Raw genomic sequence first — 16,996 nt, 5'->3', positions numbered from 1 at the left:
CCAGGTGTTTGCTAAAAGTCAACAAATAGTAGCGCTGTCCGGAGGCGTCCGTAACCACCCGCGGCTGTGGGGAAGCTATGCGGGCGTTCGTCGCGGTGTCCGGCGCGGCGCGGCGCCTCCGCCGGTCACGAGAACAGGGGGATGCCACGGGGACAGGGCGATATCGCGGAGAACGGCCTGTTCTCGACGCGCGTCCTGTTCTGAGGGCAGCGGGGTGCGGTGAGGGATCCTCGCCGGGGAAAAGACGAAACCCCCGCCATGTAGAAGCTAGACGAGGGTTTCTAAGGTGACTGTAATGATCACCCTGTGGCTCCGACGGGCGTCGATCCCGTGACCTCACGATTTTCAGTCGTGCGCTCTACCAACTGAGCTACAGAGCCGAGCGACATGTCTGCCGCTTCCTAAACGAAAGGCCTCCTCGAAAGAAGGCCCGTCGCTATGGAGCGACCCTGACGGGACTTGAACCCGCGACCTCCGCCGTGACAGGGCGGCACGCTAACCAACTGCGCTACAGGGCCATGCGTTTTAAATTGTACTTCACCGGAAAGTGACCCCAACGGGATTCGAACCCGTGCTACCGCCGTGAAAGGGCGGCGTCCTAGGCCGCTAAACGATGGGGCCGGATGAGCCTGAAACCTTGCGATTTCATCCTCGCTTGCCGACGACCGAGCCTACTTCACATCTTCGGAGATTGCCAATTCGGGGCGTGGCGTGCGGCTCCCGCGCGTGTCGAGGGCCCAGGATGGGCCGCGGCAGCGGGAACTCGCCCTGTTGTACGTGTGACTCGTGTTGCTACTGTTGGCCGAGTTGCGACCGGTGAGATGAGGTATTCCCGTGACGCTCGAGCACCTCGACGAAACAGACGACTGCGGCTGCGCGCCCAGTCCGGCCGAAAAGCGACGGTTGTGGCCGACGTTCGACCGCCGTGGCGCGCTGAAGTTCGGCGTGATGGGGGCCGTCGCCGTCGGTGCGTTCGGCGCCGCGGCATCCGGCTTCAGCTCTCCCGCAGTCGCCGCCGACTACCCCTCGTGGGACGACGTCCAGGCTGCCAAAGCCAATGAATCCGCCAAGGCGGGTGAAATCGCCCGCATCCAGGGCCTCATCGCGGGGCTGCAGTCCGAGGTCGCGCGCACCCAGGCCGAGGTGCAGGCACGCTCCGACGAGTACTTCACCGCGCAGCAGGCCTACCTCGACGCCGACTACCGCGCGCAGCTGATCCAGACCCAGGCCGACGCCGAAGCCGCAAAGGCGACGGATGCCGCGACCAAGGCCGGCAAGGTCGCCGCGCAGCTGTACCGCTCGGGCGGAGACGACACCTCGCTCGACCTGTTCTTCTCGGGCTCGGCGGCCACGGCCGACGACCTGCTCGCCAAGCTCGGCACGATGGACAAGCTCCTCGAGCGCAACCGCTCGGTGTACGCAGCCGCCGTGACGGCCCGCGACAACGCGCAGCAGCTGAGCAATCAGGCCAACGACGCCCGTGCCGAGCGCGACCGCCTGCAGAAGATCGCCGAAGACAAGATGGTCGCCGCGCAGCAGGCCGCTCAGGCCGCGCAGGAGGCCCTGGCCGCGCAGCAGGCCAACCAGGTCACGCTCGAAGCGCAGCTCGCGGCCCTGCAGGACACCACGGCCAAGACGATCGCCGACTACCAGGCCGGCGTCGAAGCAGAACGCAAGGCCCGCGAGGAGCGCGAGCGTCAGGCCCGCGAAGAGGCCGAGCGCCGCGACCGCGAACGCCGCGAGCAGGAAGAGCGCGACCGCCAGAACGCCGCGAACAACAGCGGCGGTGGCGGCGGGGGCGGAAGCAGCAGCGGCGGCGGCGGCGGTGGCGGCGGAAGCAGCAGTGGCGGCGGCGGCGGCGGTGGTGGTGGCGGAAGCGTCGTCGGGTCGGGCTGGGCTCGCCCGTCTTCCGCGTACACGTCGTCGGGCTACGGCCCGCGCACCGGCCAGTGCAGCGCCAGCTACTGCGCGAGCACCTGGCACCTCGGTCTCGACTTCGGCGCCAGCTGCTGGTCGCCCATCTACGCGGCCGCAGCCGGTCGCGTCACCTACGCCGGCCGCTACGGCGGGTTCGGCAACTACATCCGCATCCAGCACGACGACGGCTCGGGCACCGGATACGGACACATCGTCGACGGCGGCATCTACGTCTCGTACGGTCAGCGCGTGGGAGCGGGCGAGCAGATCGCCGCGACCGGACAGACCGGCAACTCCTTCGGCTGCCACCTTCACTTCGAGGTCTATCCGCCGTGGGGTGGAACCACCGATCCCGCGCCCTGGCTGCGCGATCGGGGCGTCTCGGTCTGACCGAGCCCACGAGAAAACCCCCGGTCGCAGGACCGGGGGTTTTCTCGTCTGCAGAAGATCAGAGGGTGTTCGGAGCCTCGCCCGAACCCTGCGTCTTGGTCTGAGCGTCGTGCTCGTCGAAGCGCGTGAAGGCCTCGGCCACGAGACGCTCGGCCTCCGCGGCATCCGCCCACTCGTCGACCTTGACCCACTTGTTGGGCTCGAGGTCCTTGTAGTGCTCGAAGAAGTGCGAGATCTCCTTCTTGGTCCACTCGTCGATGTCGTCGACGTCCTGGATGTGGTCCCACCGCGGGTCCTTGGCGAGCACGGCCACGACCTTGTCGTCGCCGCCGGCCTCGTCGCTCATCTTCAGCACGCCCACGGGGCGCACCTTGGCGAGGATGCCGGGGTGCAGGTCGCGGTCGAGCAGCACCAGCACGTCGAGCGGGTCGCCGTCTTCGCCGAGGGTGTTCTCGAAGAAGCCGTAGTTGGCCGGGTAGCCGAACACCGTGTACAGGATGCGGTCGAGGTAGACGCGGCCGGTGCCGTGGTCGACTTCGTACTTCACGCGGCTTCCGCGGGGGATCTCGATGACGGCGTCGAAAGCGCCCATACTCGTGCTCCTTAGATCTGTGGATTTCCGCGGCCCAGCCTAGTCGGGCGGGCGCGCGACACCCACGCGCAACCAGACCGCAGGAGTTCGCGGTCGACGAGGGCTGACGAGACGCGGCGTCGGCGCGTCACCGCCCGGAACTCCTGCGTCATGTCACGGGCGGAGCAGGCGGCGCCGCCACGGCCCGGCGATAGCGTGGAGACATGGATCACCGCCCCGGCCTCGACCCGTCCGTCGCCGAGGTGCGCCGTGCCGTGCGCACGGCCCTCGACGAGATCGAGGGAGCCGTCGTCGTCGCTCTGTCGGGCGGACCCGATTCGCTCGCCCTCGCGCTGGCGACCGCGTTCGAAGCTCCGCGCCGGGGGGTCCGGGCCGAGGCGGTGGTGATCGACCACGGTCTGCAGGAGGGGTCGGATGCCGTGGCCCGGCGCGCCGCCGACGCCGCCCGATCGTTCGGGCTCGAGGCCCGGGTCGTACGCGTCGAGGTCGTGCCGGCGGAGGGCCCCGAGGCCGACGCGCGTGCCGCGCGCTACGCCGGGCTCGCGCGGGCCGCGGAGGAGATCGGGGCGGATGCCGTGCTGCTCGGCCACACGCTCGACGATCAAGCCGAGACGGTGCTGCTCGGACTCGCCCGCGGATCCGGTACGGCGAGCCTGGCGGGGATGGCTCCCCGGCGCCGCGACGAGACCGGACCCACCTGGGTGCGCCCGCTGCTGGGGGTGCGCCGCCGTACGACCGTCGCCGCGTGCGCCGCGGAGAGCGTCGAGCCGTGGACCGACCCGCACAACGCTGATCCGACGTTCTCGCGGGTGCGGGTGCGGGAGCACGTGCTCCCGGTGCTCGAGGCCGAGCTCGGCCCCGGAGTGGCCGAGGCGCTCGCGCGCACAGCCGAGCAACTGCGCGAAGACGCCGAAGCGTTCCAGGAGATGATCGACGAGACGATCGAAGACATCGTCGAGCACGCCGAGGCCGGGATCTCGATCTCGGTGGCGGCCCTCGCCGCGAACCCCGCAGCGCTGCGCCACCGGATCATCCGCTACGTGGCCGACAGTGAATTCGGCGTCTCGCTCTCGCGCACCCAGACCCTCGAGGTCGCCCGGCTCGCGACCGACTGGCGCGGGCAGGGGCCGATCGACCTTCCGCGCTGCCTGGCCCGCCGGGTCGGCGCCCGCATCGAACTGGTCGCGCGGGCGTGACCGCGCCGACGGTCGGAGTGTGAGCGTGCCGTCGTACCGCGAGGCCGAGGAGCTGGCGCAGCTTCGGGAACGCGTCTACGGTGCGCCGTCGCTCGAGGCGATTCCTCCCGCGACGATTCGCCGCCTCCAGGAGTTGGAGGACCAGGAGGTCGCGAGCGCAACGGAGCCCGTTTCCGACGAGGTACCGTCCCCTCCGCTCGCGGAACCATCCGCCGCGCGGGAGGAGGAGGCACCGGAGAGCCCGGCCGTGAAGCCGCGGCGCCGACGATCGCTCGTCGCCCTCTTCGTCGGCGCGGTCGCGATCTTCGTTGCCGGCGCCGCCGCGGGCGGTCTCTTCACTCCGCGGCCGGGAGACGGCGGCATCCCGGAACTGGAGTGGGCCCAGGCGTCGGAAGACGTGATCTTCTCGACGATCAGCGGGCAGGACCTGAGCGCGGGACTCGAGCCCGATTCGGTCCGTTTCATCGCGAACGTGGAGAACACCCTTCTGTACATCGGCCATCAGGCCGGGACGACGAACGTGTGCCTCGTCGTGATCACCACGATCGAGCCGCGCCCCTCCGTCACCTGCGGCGGCACGGGTGTGACCGCGGAGGTCCGGGACGACTTCCTCGTCGAGGTCGGTCCCGTCGACGACGGCTTCCGTGCGCGGATCGGGCCGGACCTGACCGAGCACCGCCTGTCGGCGAGCGTCACCGCCTTCTACGTCCCCTCCCCGAAGGTGTGAGGGGGTCGCCCGGGCGGCGATGGCGGATCCGCCGACGTAGACTTTCCCAATGCGCGCGGCCGACATCTCCGACGACATCAGCGAAGTCCTCCTCACCGAGGAGCAGATCCACGGAAAGCTCGCCGAACTGGCGACGCAGGTGGCCGCCGACTACGAGGGGCGCGACGTCGTCCTCGTAGGCGTGCTGAAGGGTGCGGTCATGGTCATGGCCGACTTCGCCCGTCACCTGCCGATGCACGTGTCGATGGACTGGATGGCCGTCTCGTCGTACGGCGCCTCGACCCGCTCGAGCGGTGTCGTGCAGATCCGCAAAGACCTCGACACCGACATCACCGGCAAGCACGTGCTGATCGTCGAAGACATCATCGACTCCGGTCTGACCCTCAGCTGGCTGCTCGAGAACTTCGCCTCGCGCGGAGCCGAGTCGGTCGAGGTGCTCGCCCTCCTGCGCAAGCCCGAGGCGATGAAGGTCGAGGTCGACTGCCGCTACGTGGGCTTCGACATCCCCAACGACTTCGTCATCGGCTACGGCCTCGACTACGCCGAGCGCTACCGCAACCTGCGCGACGTCGCGGTGCTTGCGCCGCACGTCTACTCCTGAGATCGGGCGCCGCCGAGGTCGGCCGAACACCGACATCGAGCATTCGGCGTACGCCCACGACGAACGCACAGGCCCGGCATAGTCCTCGCGCGTTAGCCTGATGCGACCGCTTTTCTGCGGAGCACACGAAAGGGCTGGGCTCGCCCACCATGAATTTCAAGAAGATCACGCGTAATCCGATCGTCTACGTTCTGCTGGTCGGTCTGCTTCTGGTCATCGGTTTCTCGCTCATCTCCAACCTCAGCGGCGCCCGTCAGGTGTCGACCAAGGAGGGTCTGGAGCTCCTCAAGGGCGGCACCGTGACCCAGGCGGTGACGAACGATCCCGACCAGCGTGTCGATCTGACGCTGTCGACGCCCTTCGAGGGCGCGAACGACGTGCAGTTCTACTTCAGCCAGGCGCGCGCCAGCGAGGTCGCCAGCGCGATCGACTCGGCGAACCCCTCCGACGGCTTCAACGACGTCGTGCCCAAGCCCAGCTGGTTCGATGGCTTCCTCGGGCTGATGCTCCCGCTCGTGCTGCTCGGTCTGCTCTTCTGGTGGCTGCTCTCGAGCGCCCAGGGCGGCGGCAGCAAGGTCATGCAGTTCGGCAAGTCGCGCGCGAAGCTCGTGACGAAAGAGACGCCGACCGTCACCTTCCAGGATGTCGCGGGCTCCGACGAGGCGATCGAAGAGCTCGACGAGATCAAGGAGTTCCTCAAGGACCCGAAGAAGTTCGAAGAGGTCGGTGCCCGCATCCCCAAGGGCGTGCTGCTGTACGGCCCTCCCGGAACCGGTAAGACCCTGCTCGCGCGCGCCGTCGCCGGTGAGGCGGGCGTGCCGTTCTACTCGATCTCGGGTTCGGACTTCGTCGAGATGTTCGTCGGCGTCGGCGCCAGCCGCGTGCGCGACCTGTTCAACCAGGCCAAGGAGAGCTCCCCGGCCATCATCTTCATCGACGAGATCGACGCCGTCGGCCGCCACCGCGGCGCCGGCATGGGCGGCGGTCACGACGAGCGCGAGCAGACGCTGAATCAGATGCTCGTCGAGATGGACGGCTTCGACCCCAAGGTCAACGTCATCGTCATCGCGGCGACCAACCGCCCCGACATCCTCGACCCCGCGCTTCTGCGCCCGGGCCGCTTCGACCGCCAGATCGGCGTGGACGCGCCCGACCTCAAGGGCCGTCAGCGCATCCTCGAGGTGCACGGTCGCGGCAAGCCGCTGTCGGACTCGGTCGACCTCGAGGTCGTCGCGCGCAAGACGCCCGGGTTCACCGGTGCCGACCTGGCGAACGTGCTGAACGAGGCGGCGCTGCTGACCGCCCGCTCGAACGCGCAGCTCATCGACAACCGCGCCCTCGACGAGGCCATCGACCGCGTGATCGCCGGTCCCCAGCGCCGCACGCGCGTGATGAAGGACAAAGAGAAGCTCATCACCGCCTACCACGAGGGCGGCCACGCCCTGGCTGCGGCGGCCATGAACCACACCGACCCCGTCACCAAGGTCACGATCCTCCCGCGCGGCAAGGCGCTGGGCTACACGATGGTGCTGCCGCTCGACGACAAGTACTCGATCACCCGCAACGAGCTGCAGGACCAGCTGACCTACGCGATGGGCGGCCGCGTCGCCGAGGAGATCGTGTTCCACGACCCCACCACAGGCGCGTCGAACGACATCGAGAAGGCCACCAGCATCGCCCGCAAGATGGTCACCGAGTACGGCATGACCAACGAGGTCGGCCCCGTCAAGCTCGGCTCGTCGTCGGGCGAGGTGTTCATGGGCCGCGACATGGGACACGGTCGCGACTTCTCGGAGCGCATCGCCGAGCGCGTCGACGCGCAGGTGCGCGCTCTCATCGAGCAGGCGCACAACGAGGCCTACGAGGTCATCAACGCCAACCGCGAGGTGCTCGACCGTCTGGCTCTCGAACTGCTCGAGAAAGAGACCCTCGACCACCTCGAGCTCGCCGAGATCTTCAAGGACGTCAAGCGTCTGACGCCGCGCCCGCAGTGGCTGTCGTCGGGCGATCGTCCGGTCTCGAACCAGCCTCCGGTCGAGGTCCCCCGTCGCCAGGCTCCCGCCGGCATCGCGGCATCCGCCGAAGCGGAGTCGCAGGCGACGGCCCAGGCGCAGCACCGTCCCAGCGGACAGACGCGCCCGGCAACCGCCTGAGGCGCCGTGGCCGTCGATCGAGAGCGCGTCGCCGCTCTGGTACGTGAGTTGCTGGAGGCGATCGGGGAAGACCCCGATCGCCCCGGCCTCCGCCAGACCCCGACGCGTGTCGCCGACTCCTGGGCGGAGTTCTTCTCCGGCGTGAATCAGGATGCCGGGGAGCCCTTGCAGCACACCATCTCGGTGTCGCGCGGACCCGCCCCCGACACGCTGCCCTCGGGGGCCGTGATGCTGCGCGACATCGCCTTCCGGTCGATGTGCGAGCACCATCTGCTCCCTTTCCGCGGTCGCGCGCACGTCGCCTACCTGCCGGGCGAAGAGGTCGTGGGTCTGGGGGCTCTGCCCCGGGTCATCGACATCCTGGCCGCCCGTCCGCAGGTGCAGGAGCGCCTGGGGGAGCAGGTGGCGGATGCCATCGACTCGGCCCTCGACGCGCGTGGCGTGCTCGTGGTGCTCGACGCGACGCACGAGTGCGTGACCATGCGGGGAGGGCGCCAACTCGACGCCTCGACCGTCACGATCGCCGCGCGCGGCGTGTACACCGACCCCGCCGCCCGATCCGAGCTGGTCGCTCTGATCGGGGCGCGCGCGTGACCCTCATCATGGGGATCGTCAACGTCACCCCCGACTCCTTCAGCGACGGCGGCCGCTACATCGACCCCGACGTCGCGATCGCCCACGCGCGGAGCCTGCGCGACCAGGGCGCCGATCTCCTCGACATCGGCGGCGAGTCGACGCGCCCCGGGGCATCGCGCGTGGCCCCGCGGGTCGAGCAGCAGCGCGTGCTCCCGGTCGTGGAGGCCCTGGTCACCGAGGGTGCGTGGGTCAGCATCGACACGATGAACGCCTCGACGGCCGTCGCCGCGGCGCGGGCGGGTGCGCGGCTGATCAACGACGTCTCGGGCGGACTCGCCGACCCCGAGATGCTCTCCGCCGTCGCCGGAACCGACGCCGAGATCGCCCTGGGGCACTGGCGCGGCCCATCGACCGAGATGTACGCGCGGGCGGACTACGCCGACGTCGGTCGAGAGGTGGCCGCCGAGCTGGCCGAGCGGGTCGAGGCGGCGCGCGCAGCCGGCATCGATCCGGCACGCATCGTCGTCGACCCGGGCATCGGCTTCGGCAAGCGCGGAGCGCAGAACTGGCAGACGCTGCGCGCGCTGCCGCACCTCGTCTCGTCGGGGTACCGCGTGCTCGTCGGCACGAGTCGGAAGCGATTCCTCGGCGACGCGCTCGGCGACGACGCCGATCTCGCGCGCCGCGATCTGGCCACCGCCACGACGAGCGTCCTGGCGGCGCGCGACGGCGCCTGGGCCGTGCGCGTGCACGACGTACCGACCACCCGCGACGCGCTCGCCGTCGCCCGCGCTTGGGAGGCTTGATGGATGCCGTTGACCGCATCACGCTGACGGGGGTGCGCGCCGTGGGCTTCCACGGTGTGTATCCCGACGAGAAGCGCGACGGACAGGAGTTCGTCGTCGACGCCGTTCTGCACCTGCCGCTGCGACGTGCGGCCGAGACCGACGACGTGGTCGACACCGTCCACTACGGCGAGCTCGCCGAACGCCTCGTCGCCGTCGTCGAGGGGGAGCCCGTCGACCTCATCGAGACGCTCGCGCAGCGCCTCGCCGACGAGGTGCTGACCGATCGACGCGTCGAGACGGTCACGATCACGGTTCACAAGCCGAAGGCACCCATCACGGTGCCGTTCGGCGACGTCTCGGTGACGATCACGAGGGGGCGGTCGTGAACGTGCGTCTGGCCCACGGCCTCGACGCGGCTCCGCGCTCGACGCCCGTGCCCGCGGTGGTCGCCCTCGGCGCCAACCTCGGTGAACGCGCCGAGACACTGGCCGCGGCGGTCGACGAGCTGCGGCGCTTGACCCTCACCTCGGACGTGCGGGTGTCGCATCCGATCGAGACGGTCGCGGTGACCCTCGACGGCGAGGACGAGGACGCGCCCCGCTACCTCAACGCGGTCGCGGTGCTGCAGACGCGTCTCTCGCCCGCCGAGCTGCTGGCGTCGCTGCACCGCATCGAGGCGCGCCACGGTCGCGTGCGTCGCGAGCGCTGGGGCGATCGCACCCTCGATCTCGACCTGATCGCGTACGGAGACGAGATGATCGACCGCGACGACCTGGTCGTGCCGCATCCCCGCGCGCACGAGCGCGAGTTCGTCCTCGCGCCGTGGGTGCAGATCGATCCGGATGCCGAGATCCCGGGCCGCGGCCGCGTCGCCGACCTGCTCGCCGGACTCCGGGGGAGCGACCGATGAAGCGTACGGGAGCCGGCATCCTGACCATCGCCGTCATCATCGGGCTCGTCTGCGGCTTCGTCCTCGACACCGCGCTGACGGCCATGGGGCGCGCGACGTTCTCGCCGGCCGTGAGCCTGCCCACGATCCTCGCGCTGCTGGGCGCGGTCATCGTGGTGCTCGCGGTGCCGGTGTTCCGCGCGAGCCGCGGGCGCAGCGAGCGGCGCATCGACCCGTTCCGGGCGCTGCGCATCGCGATGCTCGCCAAAGCGTCGTCTCTGCTGGGGGCGGCCGCGGCGGGATTCGCGGTCGGCCTGCTCGCCTTTCTGCTGAGCCGTCCGGTGACGCCATCGGTAGGCTCGATGGGGACGATCATCGCGACGCTCGTGTGCGCTGTCGTCCTGGTCGTCGCGGGACTCGTGGCCGAGCAGCTGTGCACCATCCGGAAGGACGACGATGACGACACCCCCGGAGACCTCCCCGCCGGCCCCGTCGGGATCTGACGCCCCCGCGCCCTCGCCGGAGGCGGTGACGCAGGGTGCCGTGCTGAGCGAGCGCACCTACGACCGCATTCTCGAGCCTCGTTCGGAGCGACGGCTGCCGCTGGGCGACGGCACCTGGTACCAGCTCGCGCGGGCCTACGTGCGGGTGCAACTCATCTCGCAGGGCGCGGTGTTCGTGCTGGTGGCCGCCGCGGCGCTCGTCGCGCAGCTGCTCACCGGAGTGATGTGGCAGTGGATCCCCGCGGGAGTGATCCTGCTCGTCACCGCCATCGGGCTGATCATCACGCCGCGGCAGGCGCGATCGGTCGGGTACCAGTTGCGCGACGACGACCTGGTCTTCCGTCGCGGCATCCTGTGGCAGCGCGTCGTGGCCGTGCCTTACGGCCGCATGCAGCTCGTCGACATCACCCACGGGCCGCTCGATCGCGGCTTCGGCATCGCGCAGCTCAAGCTCGTGACCGCCGCCGCCTCGACGGGCGTCACGATCCCCGGCTTGACGCAGGAGGCGGCCGAGCACCTGCGCGACACCCTCGTCGCCGTGGCCGAGACCCGTCGGACCGGCCTGTGAGCGACCCGGCGCCTCCGGCCGGCGCCCCGGCTGACTCGACGCCGCCGAGCCCGATGGGCGCGCCGGAGGCTGACGCTCTTCCGCCCGCAGCAGCCGCCGGCGCCCCTCCGCCCGTAGTGGGCGCCGACGCCCGTCCGTCCGCAGCCGCTGCCCCCGCCGCCGACGCCCGTCCGCCGGGCGCGGTCCCCGCCGTGCCGCGCGTCAGCGTGCGATCGCCGTACAGTGACGGCGAGTGGCACCGGCTGCATCCGCTGACCCCGCTGTTGCGTGGCGGTCTTTCACTGCTCGTCATCATCGGTGTGCTCGTCGCCAACCTCCGTGAGCGGTTGATCGAGTGGTTCTTCCCCGTGGTCACCGAGCTGCCTCCCGGCGGAATGCCGCCCGACCCGGTCGACTTCCTGTTCTCCCACAACCTGATCCTCATCGCGGGTGGGGTCGCTCTCGCCGTGGTGCTCGTGCTGCTGGTGCTCTTCCGTTTGTCGTGGCGGTTCCACACCCTGCGCATCGGTGACGACGACGTCGAGGTGCGTTCGGGCGTCCTCTTCCGCACGCATCGGCGCGCCCCGCTCGACCGGGTGCAGGGCGTGAACCTCACGCGCCCGATGCTCGCCCGTCTGCTGGGGCTCGCCAAGCTCGAGGTCGTCGGCGCGGGCCTCGACGCGAACGTGAAGCTCGAGTACCTCTCGGGCAAAGACGCCGAGGCGATCCGTGGCGACATCCTCCGCCTCGCCTCGGGTCGTCGGCTCGCCGAGGCGCGCGAGGCCGGGGGAGAGCGGTCGTCTCTCGTGCGCCAGGCGGCCGCGACGGTCGGCTCCGGGTTGCAGGGCATCGTCGATGGTGAGGACTTCTCCGACGCCGAGCCGCAGAGCATCGTGCGCATCCCCCTGGGGCGCCTGGTGGCCTCTCGCGTGCTGAGCGGGTCGACGCTTGTGCTCATCGCCCTGGTGGTCGGGATCATCGTGGCCGCGTCGGTGTCGACGCTGTGGCTGTTGTTCACGGTCGTGCCGATGTTCCTCGCCTTCGGTGCGTACTACGTGCGCTCGATCGCCCGGGGGCTCAGGTACTCGATCGCCCCCACCCCCGACGGCGTGCGCGTCACCTTCGGGCTCTTCACCACGGTGTCCGAGATCGTCCCGCCGGGCCGCGTGCACGCCATCGAGGTGCGTCAGCCGCTGATGTGGCGCCCCTTCGGATGGTGGTCGGTCTCGGTCAACCGCCTCTCGGGCCGCGCGTCCACCGACACCAGCAACGATCAGCTGGCCGCGGTGCTGCCGATCGGCACCCGCGCCGACGTCGAACGGGTGCTGGGGATCTTCGCGCCGGGGCTGTCCGACGACGAATGGACACTCGTCTTCCGCGACGGCATCCTGGGTCCGGTGGAGAACGACCCCTACGTCACGACCCCGCGCCGCGCGCGGTGGCTGCGGCCCTTCTCGTGGCGCCGCAACGGCCTGCTCGTGACAGCCGATGCCCTGCTGATGCGCCGCGGGTGGATCTGGCGCTCGCTGAGCGTGCTGCCCCTGGCCCGGTTGCAGTCCGTGGGGCTGCAGCAGGGCCCGATCGCGCGCGCCGCGGGAACCGCGACCGTGACCGGACACGTCATCGCCGGCAACGTGCAGACCTCGATCGGCGCGATCGACCGCGCCGACGCGCTGGAGATGTTCGCGCGCGCGGCGCGAGGCGGCGTCGCCGCCGCGGCCACCGATCGCAGTCACCGGTGGGCCGGATGAGCGGCGGTCGCGACGGGCGCTTGGGCGTCGGGGTGATCGGCGCGGGACGCGTCGGCCCGGTGATCGCGGCAGCCCTCGCCGGTGCCGGGCACGCGCTCACGGGGATCACCTCGGGTTCCGACGACGACCGCGTCGAAGCGATCCTGCCGGGTCTGCCGGTGCTGGCAGCCGACGAGGTCGTGCGCCGCAGCGAGCTCGTGGTGATCGCCGTTCCGCACGACGAGCTCGCGGGCCTCGTCGCCGGACTCGCTGAGATGGGTGCCTGGCAGCCCGGTCAGCTCGTGCTGCACACCGACCCCGCGTACGGTTCGCGCGTGCTGGATCCGGCTGCGCGCCTCGGCGCGATCCCCCTCGCCATCCACCCGGCGATCGTCTTCACCGGGGTCTCGTCGGTCGACCTGCGCCAGCTCGCCCAGTCGTACGCCGCGGTGACGGCTCCCGCTCCGGTGCTCCCGATCGCCCAGGCCCTGGCCGTCGAGCTCGGGTGCGAGCCCGTCGTCGTGGCGGAGGACGACCGCGCGACGTACGCGGAGGCGATCGCGACGGCCACGGAGTTCTCGCGCTCGATCGTGCGCCAGTCATCGGAGCTCCTCGGGCGCGTCGGTGTCGAGAACCCCGGCGGATACCTGTCGGCCCTCGTGCGCTCCAGCGTCGACCAGGCGCTCGTGGAGGGCGCCGGGCGGGGCGGACTCGTCGGCGACGCTACGATCGACGAATGATCCGCACCCTCGAGGATCTGCGCACCCGACTCGGCGAGATCCGAGGCGCAGACCGATCCTCCAGCGGCCCCCGCGTCGCGCTCGTCTCGACTCTGGGCGCCCTGCACGACGGCCACATCGACCTCATCCGCGAGGCGCGCGCGCAGGCCGAGGTCGTCGTCGTCTCGACGTTCGTCAACCCGCTGCGCTTCCGCACCGCCGACGACACCGCACGCTACCCGCGCTCGCCGGAGGCCGACGAGATCGTGCTGCGCGATCTCGGTGTGGACGTGGTCTTCGCCCCGAGCGCGAGCGAGTTCCTGCCCGCCGGCATTGCCACGACCCGCGTCTCGGCGGGCGACGTGGGCCTGCGCTACGAGGGCCGGGTGCGTCCGTTCTACTTCGACGGTGTGCTCACGGTGGAGGCGAAGCTGTTCCACCTCGTGCGGCCCGACGTCGCCGTCTACGGGGAGCGCGATCTGCAGCGGATCTTCCTCGTGCGCAAGATGGTGCGCGATCTCGACTTCGCCGTGTCGGTCGCGACCGTGCCGACCGTGCGGACCGACGACGGGCTGCCCGTCTCGAGCCGTGTGGCGCTGCTGGAGCCGGCCGACCGCCGCGCGGCGGCGGCCCTGCCCCGGGCCTTGGAGGCCGCGGCATCCAACGCCGACCTCGGGGTCGACGCGTGCATCGCGGCGGCGCAGTCGTCGCTGATGGGCGAGGCGCGCATCACGCTCGAGTACCTCAGCGTCGTGGATCCCGAGACGTTCCTGCCCGTCGACGACGGTCACCACGGCCGGGCGTTCGCCCTCATCGCCGCGACCGTGGGCGGGCACCGCTTCATCGACAACGCGGAGATCTCGCTGCGCTGACCTCGGGCCGGTCAGCGCCGGGACGTCGGTGGGCCACAGGGCCCTCGAGCGCGGCGAATAGACTGGAGCAGACCCCGAGGAGCCTTTCTGATGACCGACGCGCCCGCGAACGACGCCGCCGAACCGACCGAAGACGAGGTCTTCGAACAGAAGGCGGTACGCCTGGCCAAGCGCGAGCGTCTGCTCGCCGAGCGCACGGATGCTGCGGGTGGGCCGTACCCGGTCGGTGTTCCGATCACCACGACCATCCCCGAACTGCGCGCGCGCTTCGGCGATCTCGAGGCGGGGGCCGAGACCGGCGAGACCGCCGGCGTCGCGGGTCGCGTCGTGTTCAGCCGCAACACCGGAAAGCTCTGCTTCGCCTCGCTGCAGGCCGGCGACGGCAGCCGCATCCAGGCGATGGTGTCGCTCGCCAGCGTGGGTGAGGAGTCGTTGCAGGCGTGGAAGGAGCTCGTCGACCTCGGCGACCACGTCTTCATCTCGGGCGAGGTGATCTCGAGCCGTCGCGGCGAGCTGTCGATCATGGTCGCCGAGTGGAGCATCGCGGCCAAGGCCGTGCTGCCCCTTCCGAACCTGCACACCGAGCTGAGCGAAGAGAGCCGCGTGCGCAGCCGCTTCCTCGACCTGATCGTGCGCGACCGTGCGCGCGAGACCGTTCTGGCCCGCGCCAAGGTCAACGCGAGCCTGCGCCGCACCTTCACCGAGCGCGACTTCGTCGAGGTCGAGACCCCCATGCTGCAGGTGCAGCACGGTGGCGCGAGCGCGCGCCCGTTCATGACTCACTCGAACGCGTTCGACACCGAGCTGTTCCTGCGCATCGCGCCCGAGCTGTTCCTCAAGCGCGCCGTCGTCGGCGGCATCGACCGCGTGTACGAGATCAACCGCAACTTCCGCAACGAGGGTGCCGACTCCACGCACAGCCCCGAGTTCGCGATGCTCGAGGCCTACCAGGCCTACAGCGACTACAACGGCATCGCCGATCTGACCCAGACGCTCATCCAGGACGCCGCGATCGCGGTCGCCGGCTCCACCACCGTGACCTGGGCCGACGGGACGGAGTACGACCTGGGCGGGCAGTGGGATCGCATCTCGATGTACGACTCGCTGTCTGCGGCATCCGGTCACGAGATCACCCCCTCGACCTCACTCGACGAACTGCGCGCCCTCGGTGCCGAGGCCGGAGTCGACGCGCCGCCGCACGAGACGCACGGCAAGTGGGTCGAAGAGCTGTGGGAGCACTTCGTCAAGGGTGGCCTGACCCGCCCGACCTTCGTCATGGACTTCCCGCTCGACACGAGCCCGCTCGTGCGCGAGCACCGCTCGATCGCGGGTGTCGTGGAGAAGTGGGACCTGTACGTCCGCGGCTTCGAGCTCGCGACCGGGTACTCGGAGCTCATCGACCCCGTCATCCAGCGCGAACGCTTCGTGGAGCAGGCGAAGCTCGCCGCGCGCGGTGACGACGAGGCGATGCCCATCGACGAGGAGTTCCTGCGGGCGCTCGAGCACGGCATGCCGCCGACCGGTGGAATGGGCATGGGCATCGATCGTCTGCTGATGGCGATCACCGGTCTCGGAATCCGCGAGACGGTGATGTTCCCGCTCGTGAAGTAGGTCGCTCGAACACCCACTCGGGCAGGCGGCCGCCGTCGATCATGCTCAGCATGATGCCGCTGAGGCCATGAGCGCTGTCGATGTCGAGCGCGTGCTCGGCGTAGGTGGCGGCGTGCGTCGAGCGCCCCACCGCCCAGGCGAGCCACGCGCACGCCGAGAGCGACCCCGGGCGTCGTCGTGACGGTACGGTCGCGGCGATGAGGCGGCACAATGCCAGCGCGCGGAGCAGGCGGTCCGGATCGGGGTGAGCCCCCTCGCCCCACATGGGGCGCGCGAGGTCTTCGGGGAACGCCGCGCCCGCGTGGTACGCCGTCTGGGCGCCGAGCACGGCGTACCCGTCGCGGATGTCGCCCGCCCACTGCATGAGGGCGACGTCGCGCAACGACGGGCGCTCGAGGCAGAACGAGACGGCGGCGAGCTCGCGCGGCGTCAGCTCCGACGGGGCGCGCGAGATCGCGTCCTCGAAGAGAAGGGGCGGTTCGGCCAGCAGCGACGCGGTGGCCGTGGCGACGGCGACCCGATCGAGGGGCAGGCGGCGGCGCTCGGCGACCGTTCCGAGCACGTGCTCCATCGCGTCGATCGCCTCGGCCACGACCTCCTTGAGGTCGTCGTCGACCCCGGGCAGTTCGGCTGCGGCGTACTGGTCGTCGTCGATGCGGGTGTCGGGTAGCCCGCCCTGCGACTCGTCGATCTCCGGGAGCGGATACGGCCCGCTCGATGACGGCGCGCGGTGATCATCCCACCCGTCGGCACCGACGATCAGCGCCTCGGTGATGCGCAGGCCGCAGATCTCGGCTCGCGCGATGGTCGCGTCGACGAGCGGGCCGTGCGCCGACGCGGCCGCCTCGGCGAGGGGCTCGTCGGCGTAGACGACGACGGCCACGGCGTCGGCCGTCGCCACCTTGCAGGCCATGCCGATCACGGTGGAGGCCACGCTGACGCAGGCGGTGGGGTCGCTGCTCGGGGGCAGATCGACGCGCATCGCGCCGAGCGAGCGCCCGCGTGCGAACGGCACGAGGACGAGGCTCCGGCGCGGAATGCACCCGAGCAGGTGGGGGACGAGGGAGAGGAACGAGGCGGGTGTGGACGCGGGGATGATCGTGGTCATGCGCACGAGAGTGCCGGGATGCGCGGGGCGCGCGCGGCGGCCGATACCTCGATCGTGGACGAATCCGCCGAACCCGC

Annotated in this window: 17 protein-coding genes and 3 tRNA genes; 15 read left to right on the top strand and 5 right to left on the bottom strand. The window is 70.6% G+C overall.

The genetic code is table 11. The annotated features are described in order from the left end of the window. Window positions 1-307 precede the first annotated feature (307 nt). From RWH43_RS03960 to RWH43_RS03950, 3 genes are all read right to left on the bottom strand, one after another. A tRNA-Phe gene (locus tag RWH43_RS03960) sits at window positions 308-380 on the bottom strand. 64 nt (window positions 381-444) lie between these two features. Beyond that, window positions 445-518: transfer RNA gene (locus RWH43_RS03955), tRNA-Asp, on the bottom strand. Window positions 519-548: 30 nt separating this feature from the next. After that, a tRNA-Glu gene (locus RWH43_RS03950) sits at window positions 549-621 on the bottom strand. A 213-nt stretch (window positions 622-834) separates the two neighbouring features. Here RWH43_RS03950 and RWH43_RS03945 point away from each other — a divergent pair. Continuing rightward, window positions 835-2,307 (top strand): peptidoglycan DD-metalloendopeptidase family protein, encoded by a 1,473-nt coding sequence (locus tag RWH43_RS03945; protein WP_316000715.1) that lies wholly within the window; start codon window positions 835-837, stop codon window positions 2,305-2,307. 58 nt (window positions 2,308-2,365) lie between these two features. Here the strand turns inward: RWH43_RS03945 and RWH43_RS03940 are convergent, their stop codons facing one another. Then, window positions 2,366-2,899: an inorganic diphosphatase gene (locus RWH43_RS03940; RefSeq protein ID WP_144830087.1), complete on the bottom strand. Its 534-nt coding sequence runs from the start codon at window positions 2,897-2,899 to the stop codon at window positions 2,366-2,368. A gap of 203 nt (window positions 2,900-3,102) precedes the next feature. On the opposite strand from RWH43_RS03940, the gene tilS reads away from it, so the two are divergent. The 14 genes from tilS to lysS all read left to right on the top strand — a co-directional run bounded on the left by tilS (window position 3,103) and on the right by lysS (window position 15,811). Next, on the top strand, window positions 3,103-4,095 hold the full coding sequence (gene tilS, locus RWH43_RS03935) for a tRNA lysidine(34) synthetase TilS (protein ID WP_316000714.1): 993 nt from the start codon (window positions 3,103-3,105) through the stop codon (window positions 4,093-4,095). 19 nt (window positions 4,096-4,114) lie between these two features. Then, a complete protein-coding gene (locus RWH43_RS03930; protein ID WP_144830081.1) occupies window positions 4,115-4,822 on the top strand; it encodes a hypothetical protein in 708 nt (235 codons plus the stop codon). 49 nt (window positions 4,823-4,871) lie between these two features. Continuing rightward, the gene (gene hpt, locus RWH43_RS03925; protein WP_251505922.1) at window positions 4,872-5,423 is read left to right on the top strand and encodes a hypoxanthine phosphoribosyltransferase; all 552 of its coding nucleotides are present in this window, start codon (window positions 4,872-4,874) and stop codon (window positions 5,421-5,423) included. 149 nt (window positions 5,424-5,572) lie between these two features. Further along, entirely contained in the window at window positions 5,573-7,576 is a 2,004-nt protein-coding gene (gene ftsH / locus RWH43_RS03920; protein WP_154096798.1) for an ATP-dependent zinc metalloprotease FtsH, read from the top strand. Window positions 7,577-7,582: 6 nt separating this feature from the next. Further along, window positions 7,583-8,170: a GTP cyclohydrolase I gene (gene folE / locus RWH43_RS03915; RefSeq protein WP_230704103.1), complete on the top strand. Its 588-nt coding sequence runs from the start codon at window positions 7,583-7,585 to the stop codon at window positions 8,168-8,170. Then, on the top strand, window positions 8,167-8,958 hold the full coding sequence (folP, locus tag RWH43_RS03910; RefSeq protein WP_316000713.1) for a dihydropteroate synthase: 792 nt from the start codon (window positions 8,167-8,169) through the stop codon (window positions 8,956-8,958). Before folE ends, folP begins: the two co-directional genes overlap by 4 nt. Beyond that, a complete protein-coding gene (gene folB / locus RWH43_RS03905; protein WP_144830066.1) occupies window positions 8,958-9,326 on the top strand; it encodes a dihydroneopterin aldolase in 369 nt (122 codons plus the stop codon). Before folP ends, folB begins: the two co-directional genes overlap by 1 nt. Then, window positions 9,323-9,850, top strand: a complete 528-nt coding sequence (folK, locus tag RWH43_RS03900; RefSeq protein WP_144830063.1) for a 2-amino-4-hydroxy-6-hydroxymethyldihydropteridine diphosphokinase — start codon at window positions 9,323-9,325, stop codon at window positions 9,848-9,850. Before folB ends, folK begins: the two co-directional genes overlap by 4 nt. Next, complete coding sequence (locus RWH43_RS03895; RefSeq protein WP_144830060.1) at window positions 9,847-10,332, top strand: DUF3180 family protein; 486 nt, start codon at window positions 9,847-9,849, stop codon at window positions 10,330-10,332. Before folK ends, RWH43_RS03895 begins: the two co-directional genes overlap by 4 nt. Continuing rightward, a complete protein-coding gene (locus RWH43_RS03890) occupies window positions 10,286-10,900 on the top strand; it encodes a PH domain-containing protein (protein ID WP_154096795.1) in 615 nt (204 codons plus the stop codon). The genes RWH43_RS03895 and RWH43_RS03890 overlap by 47 nt, the downstream gene beginning before the upstream one ends. Before the next feature lie 191 nt (window positions 10,901-11,091). Beyond that, the gene (locus tag RWH43_RS03885) at window positions 11,092-12,630 is read left to right on the top strand and encodes a PH domain-containing protein (RefSeq protein ID WP_144831912.1); all 1,539 of its coding nucleotides are present in this window, start codon (window positions 11,092-11,094) and stop codon (window positions 12,628-12,630) included. Next, window positions 12,627-13,349, top strand: coding sequence for a DUF2520 domain-containing protein (locus RWH43_RS03880; RefSeq protein WP_144830055.1), 723 nt, complete (start codon window positions 12,627-12,629; stop codon window positions 13,347-13,349). Before RWH43_RS03885 ends, RWH43_RS03880 begins: the two co-directional genes overlap by 4 nt. Continuing rightward, entirely contained in the window at window positions 13,346-14,200 is an 855-nt protein-coding gene (gene panC / locus RWH43_RS03875; RefSeq protein ID WP_144830052.1) for a pantoate--beta-alanine ligase, read from the top strand. Before RWH43_RS03880 ends, panC begins: the two co-directional genes overlap by 4 nt. 90 nt (window positions 14,201-14,290) lie before the next feature. Next, complete coding sequence (lysS, locus tag RWH43_RS03870; RefSeq protein ID WP_316000712.1) at window positions 14,291-15,811, top strand: lysine--tRNA ligase; 1,521 nt, start codon at window positions 14,291-14,293, stop codon at window positions 15,809-15,811. Here the strand turns inward: lysS and RWH43_RS03865 are convergent. Then, window positions 15,762-16,919, bottom strand: a complete 1,158-nt coding sequence (locus tag RWH43_RS03865; RefSeq protein WP_316000711.1) for a DUF4192 family protein — start codon at window positions 16,917-16,919, stop codon at window positions 15,762-15,764. The genes lysS and RWH43_RS03865 overlap by 50 nt on opposite strands. Window positions 16,920-16,996 lie beyond the last annotated feature (77 nt).

It is taken from the genome of Microbacterium algihabitans, assembly GCF_032464975.1.
Classification (GTDB): domain Bacteria; phylum Actinomycetota; class Actinomycetes; order Actinomycetales; family Microbacteriaceae; genus Microbacterium; species Microbacterium algihabitans.
Note: the sequence above shows the minus strand (reverse complement) of the source record. Positions and strands in the feature narration are given on the sequence as shown.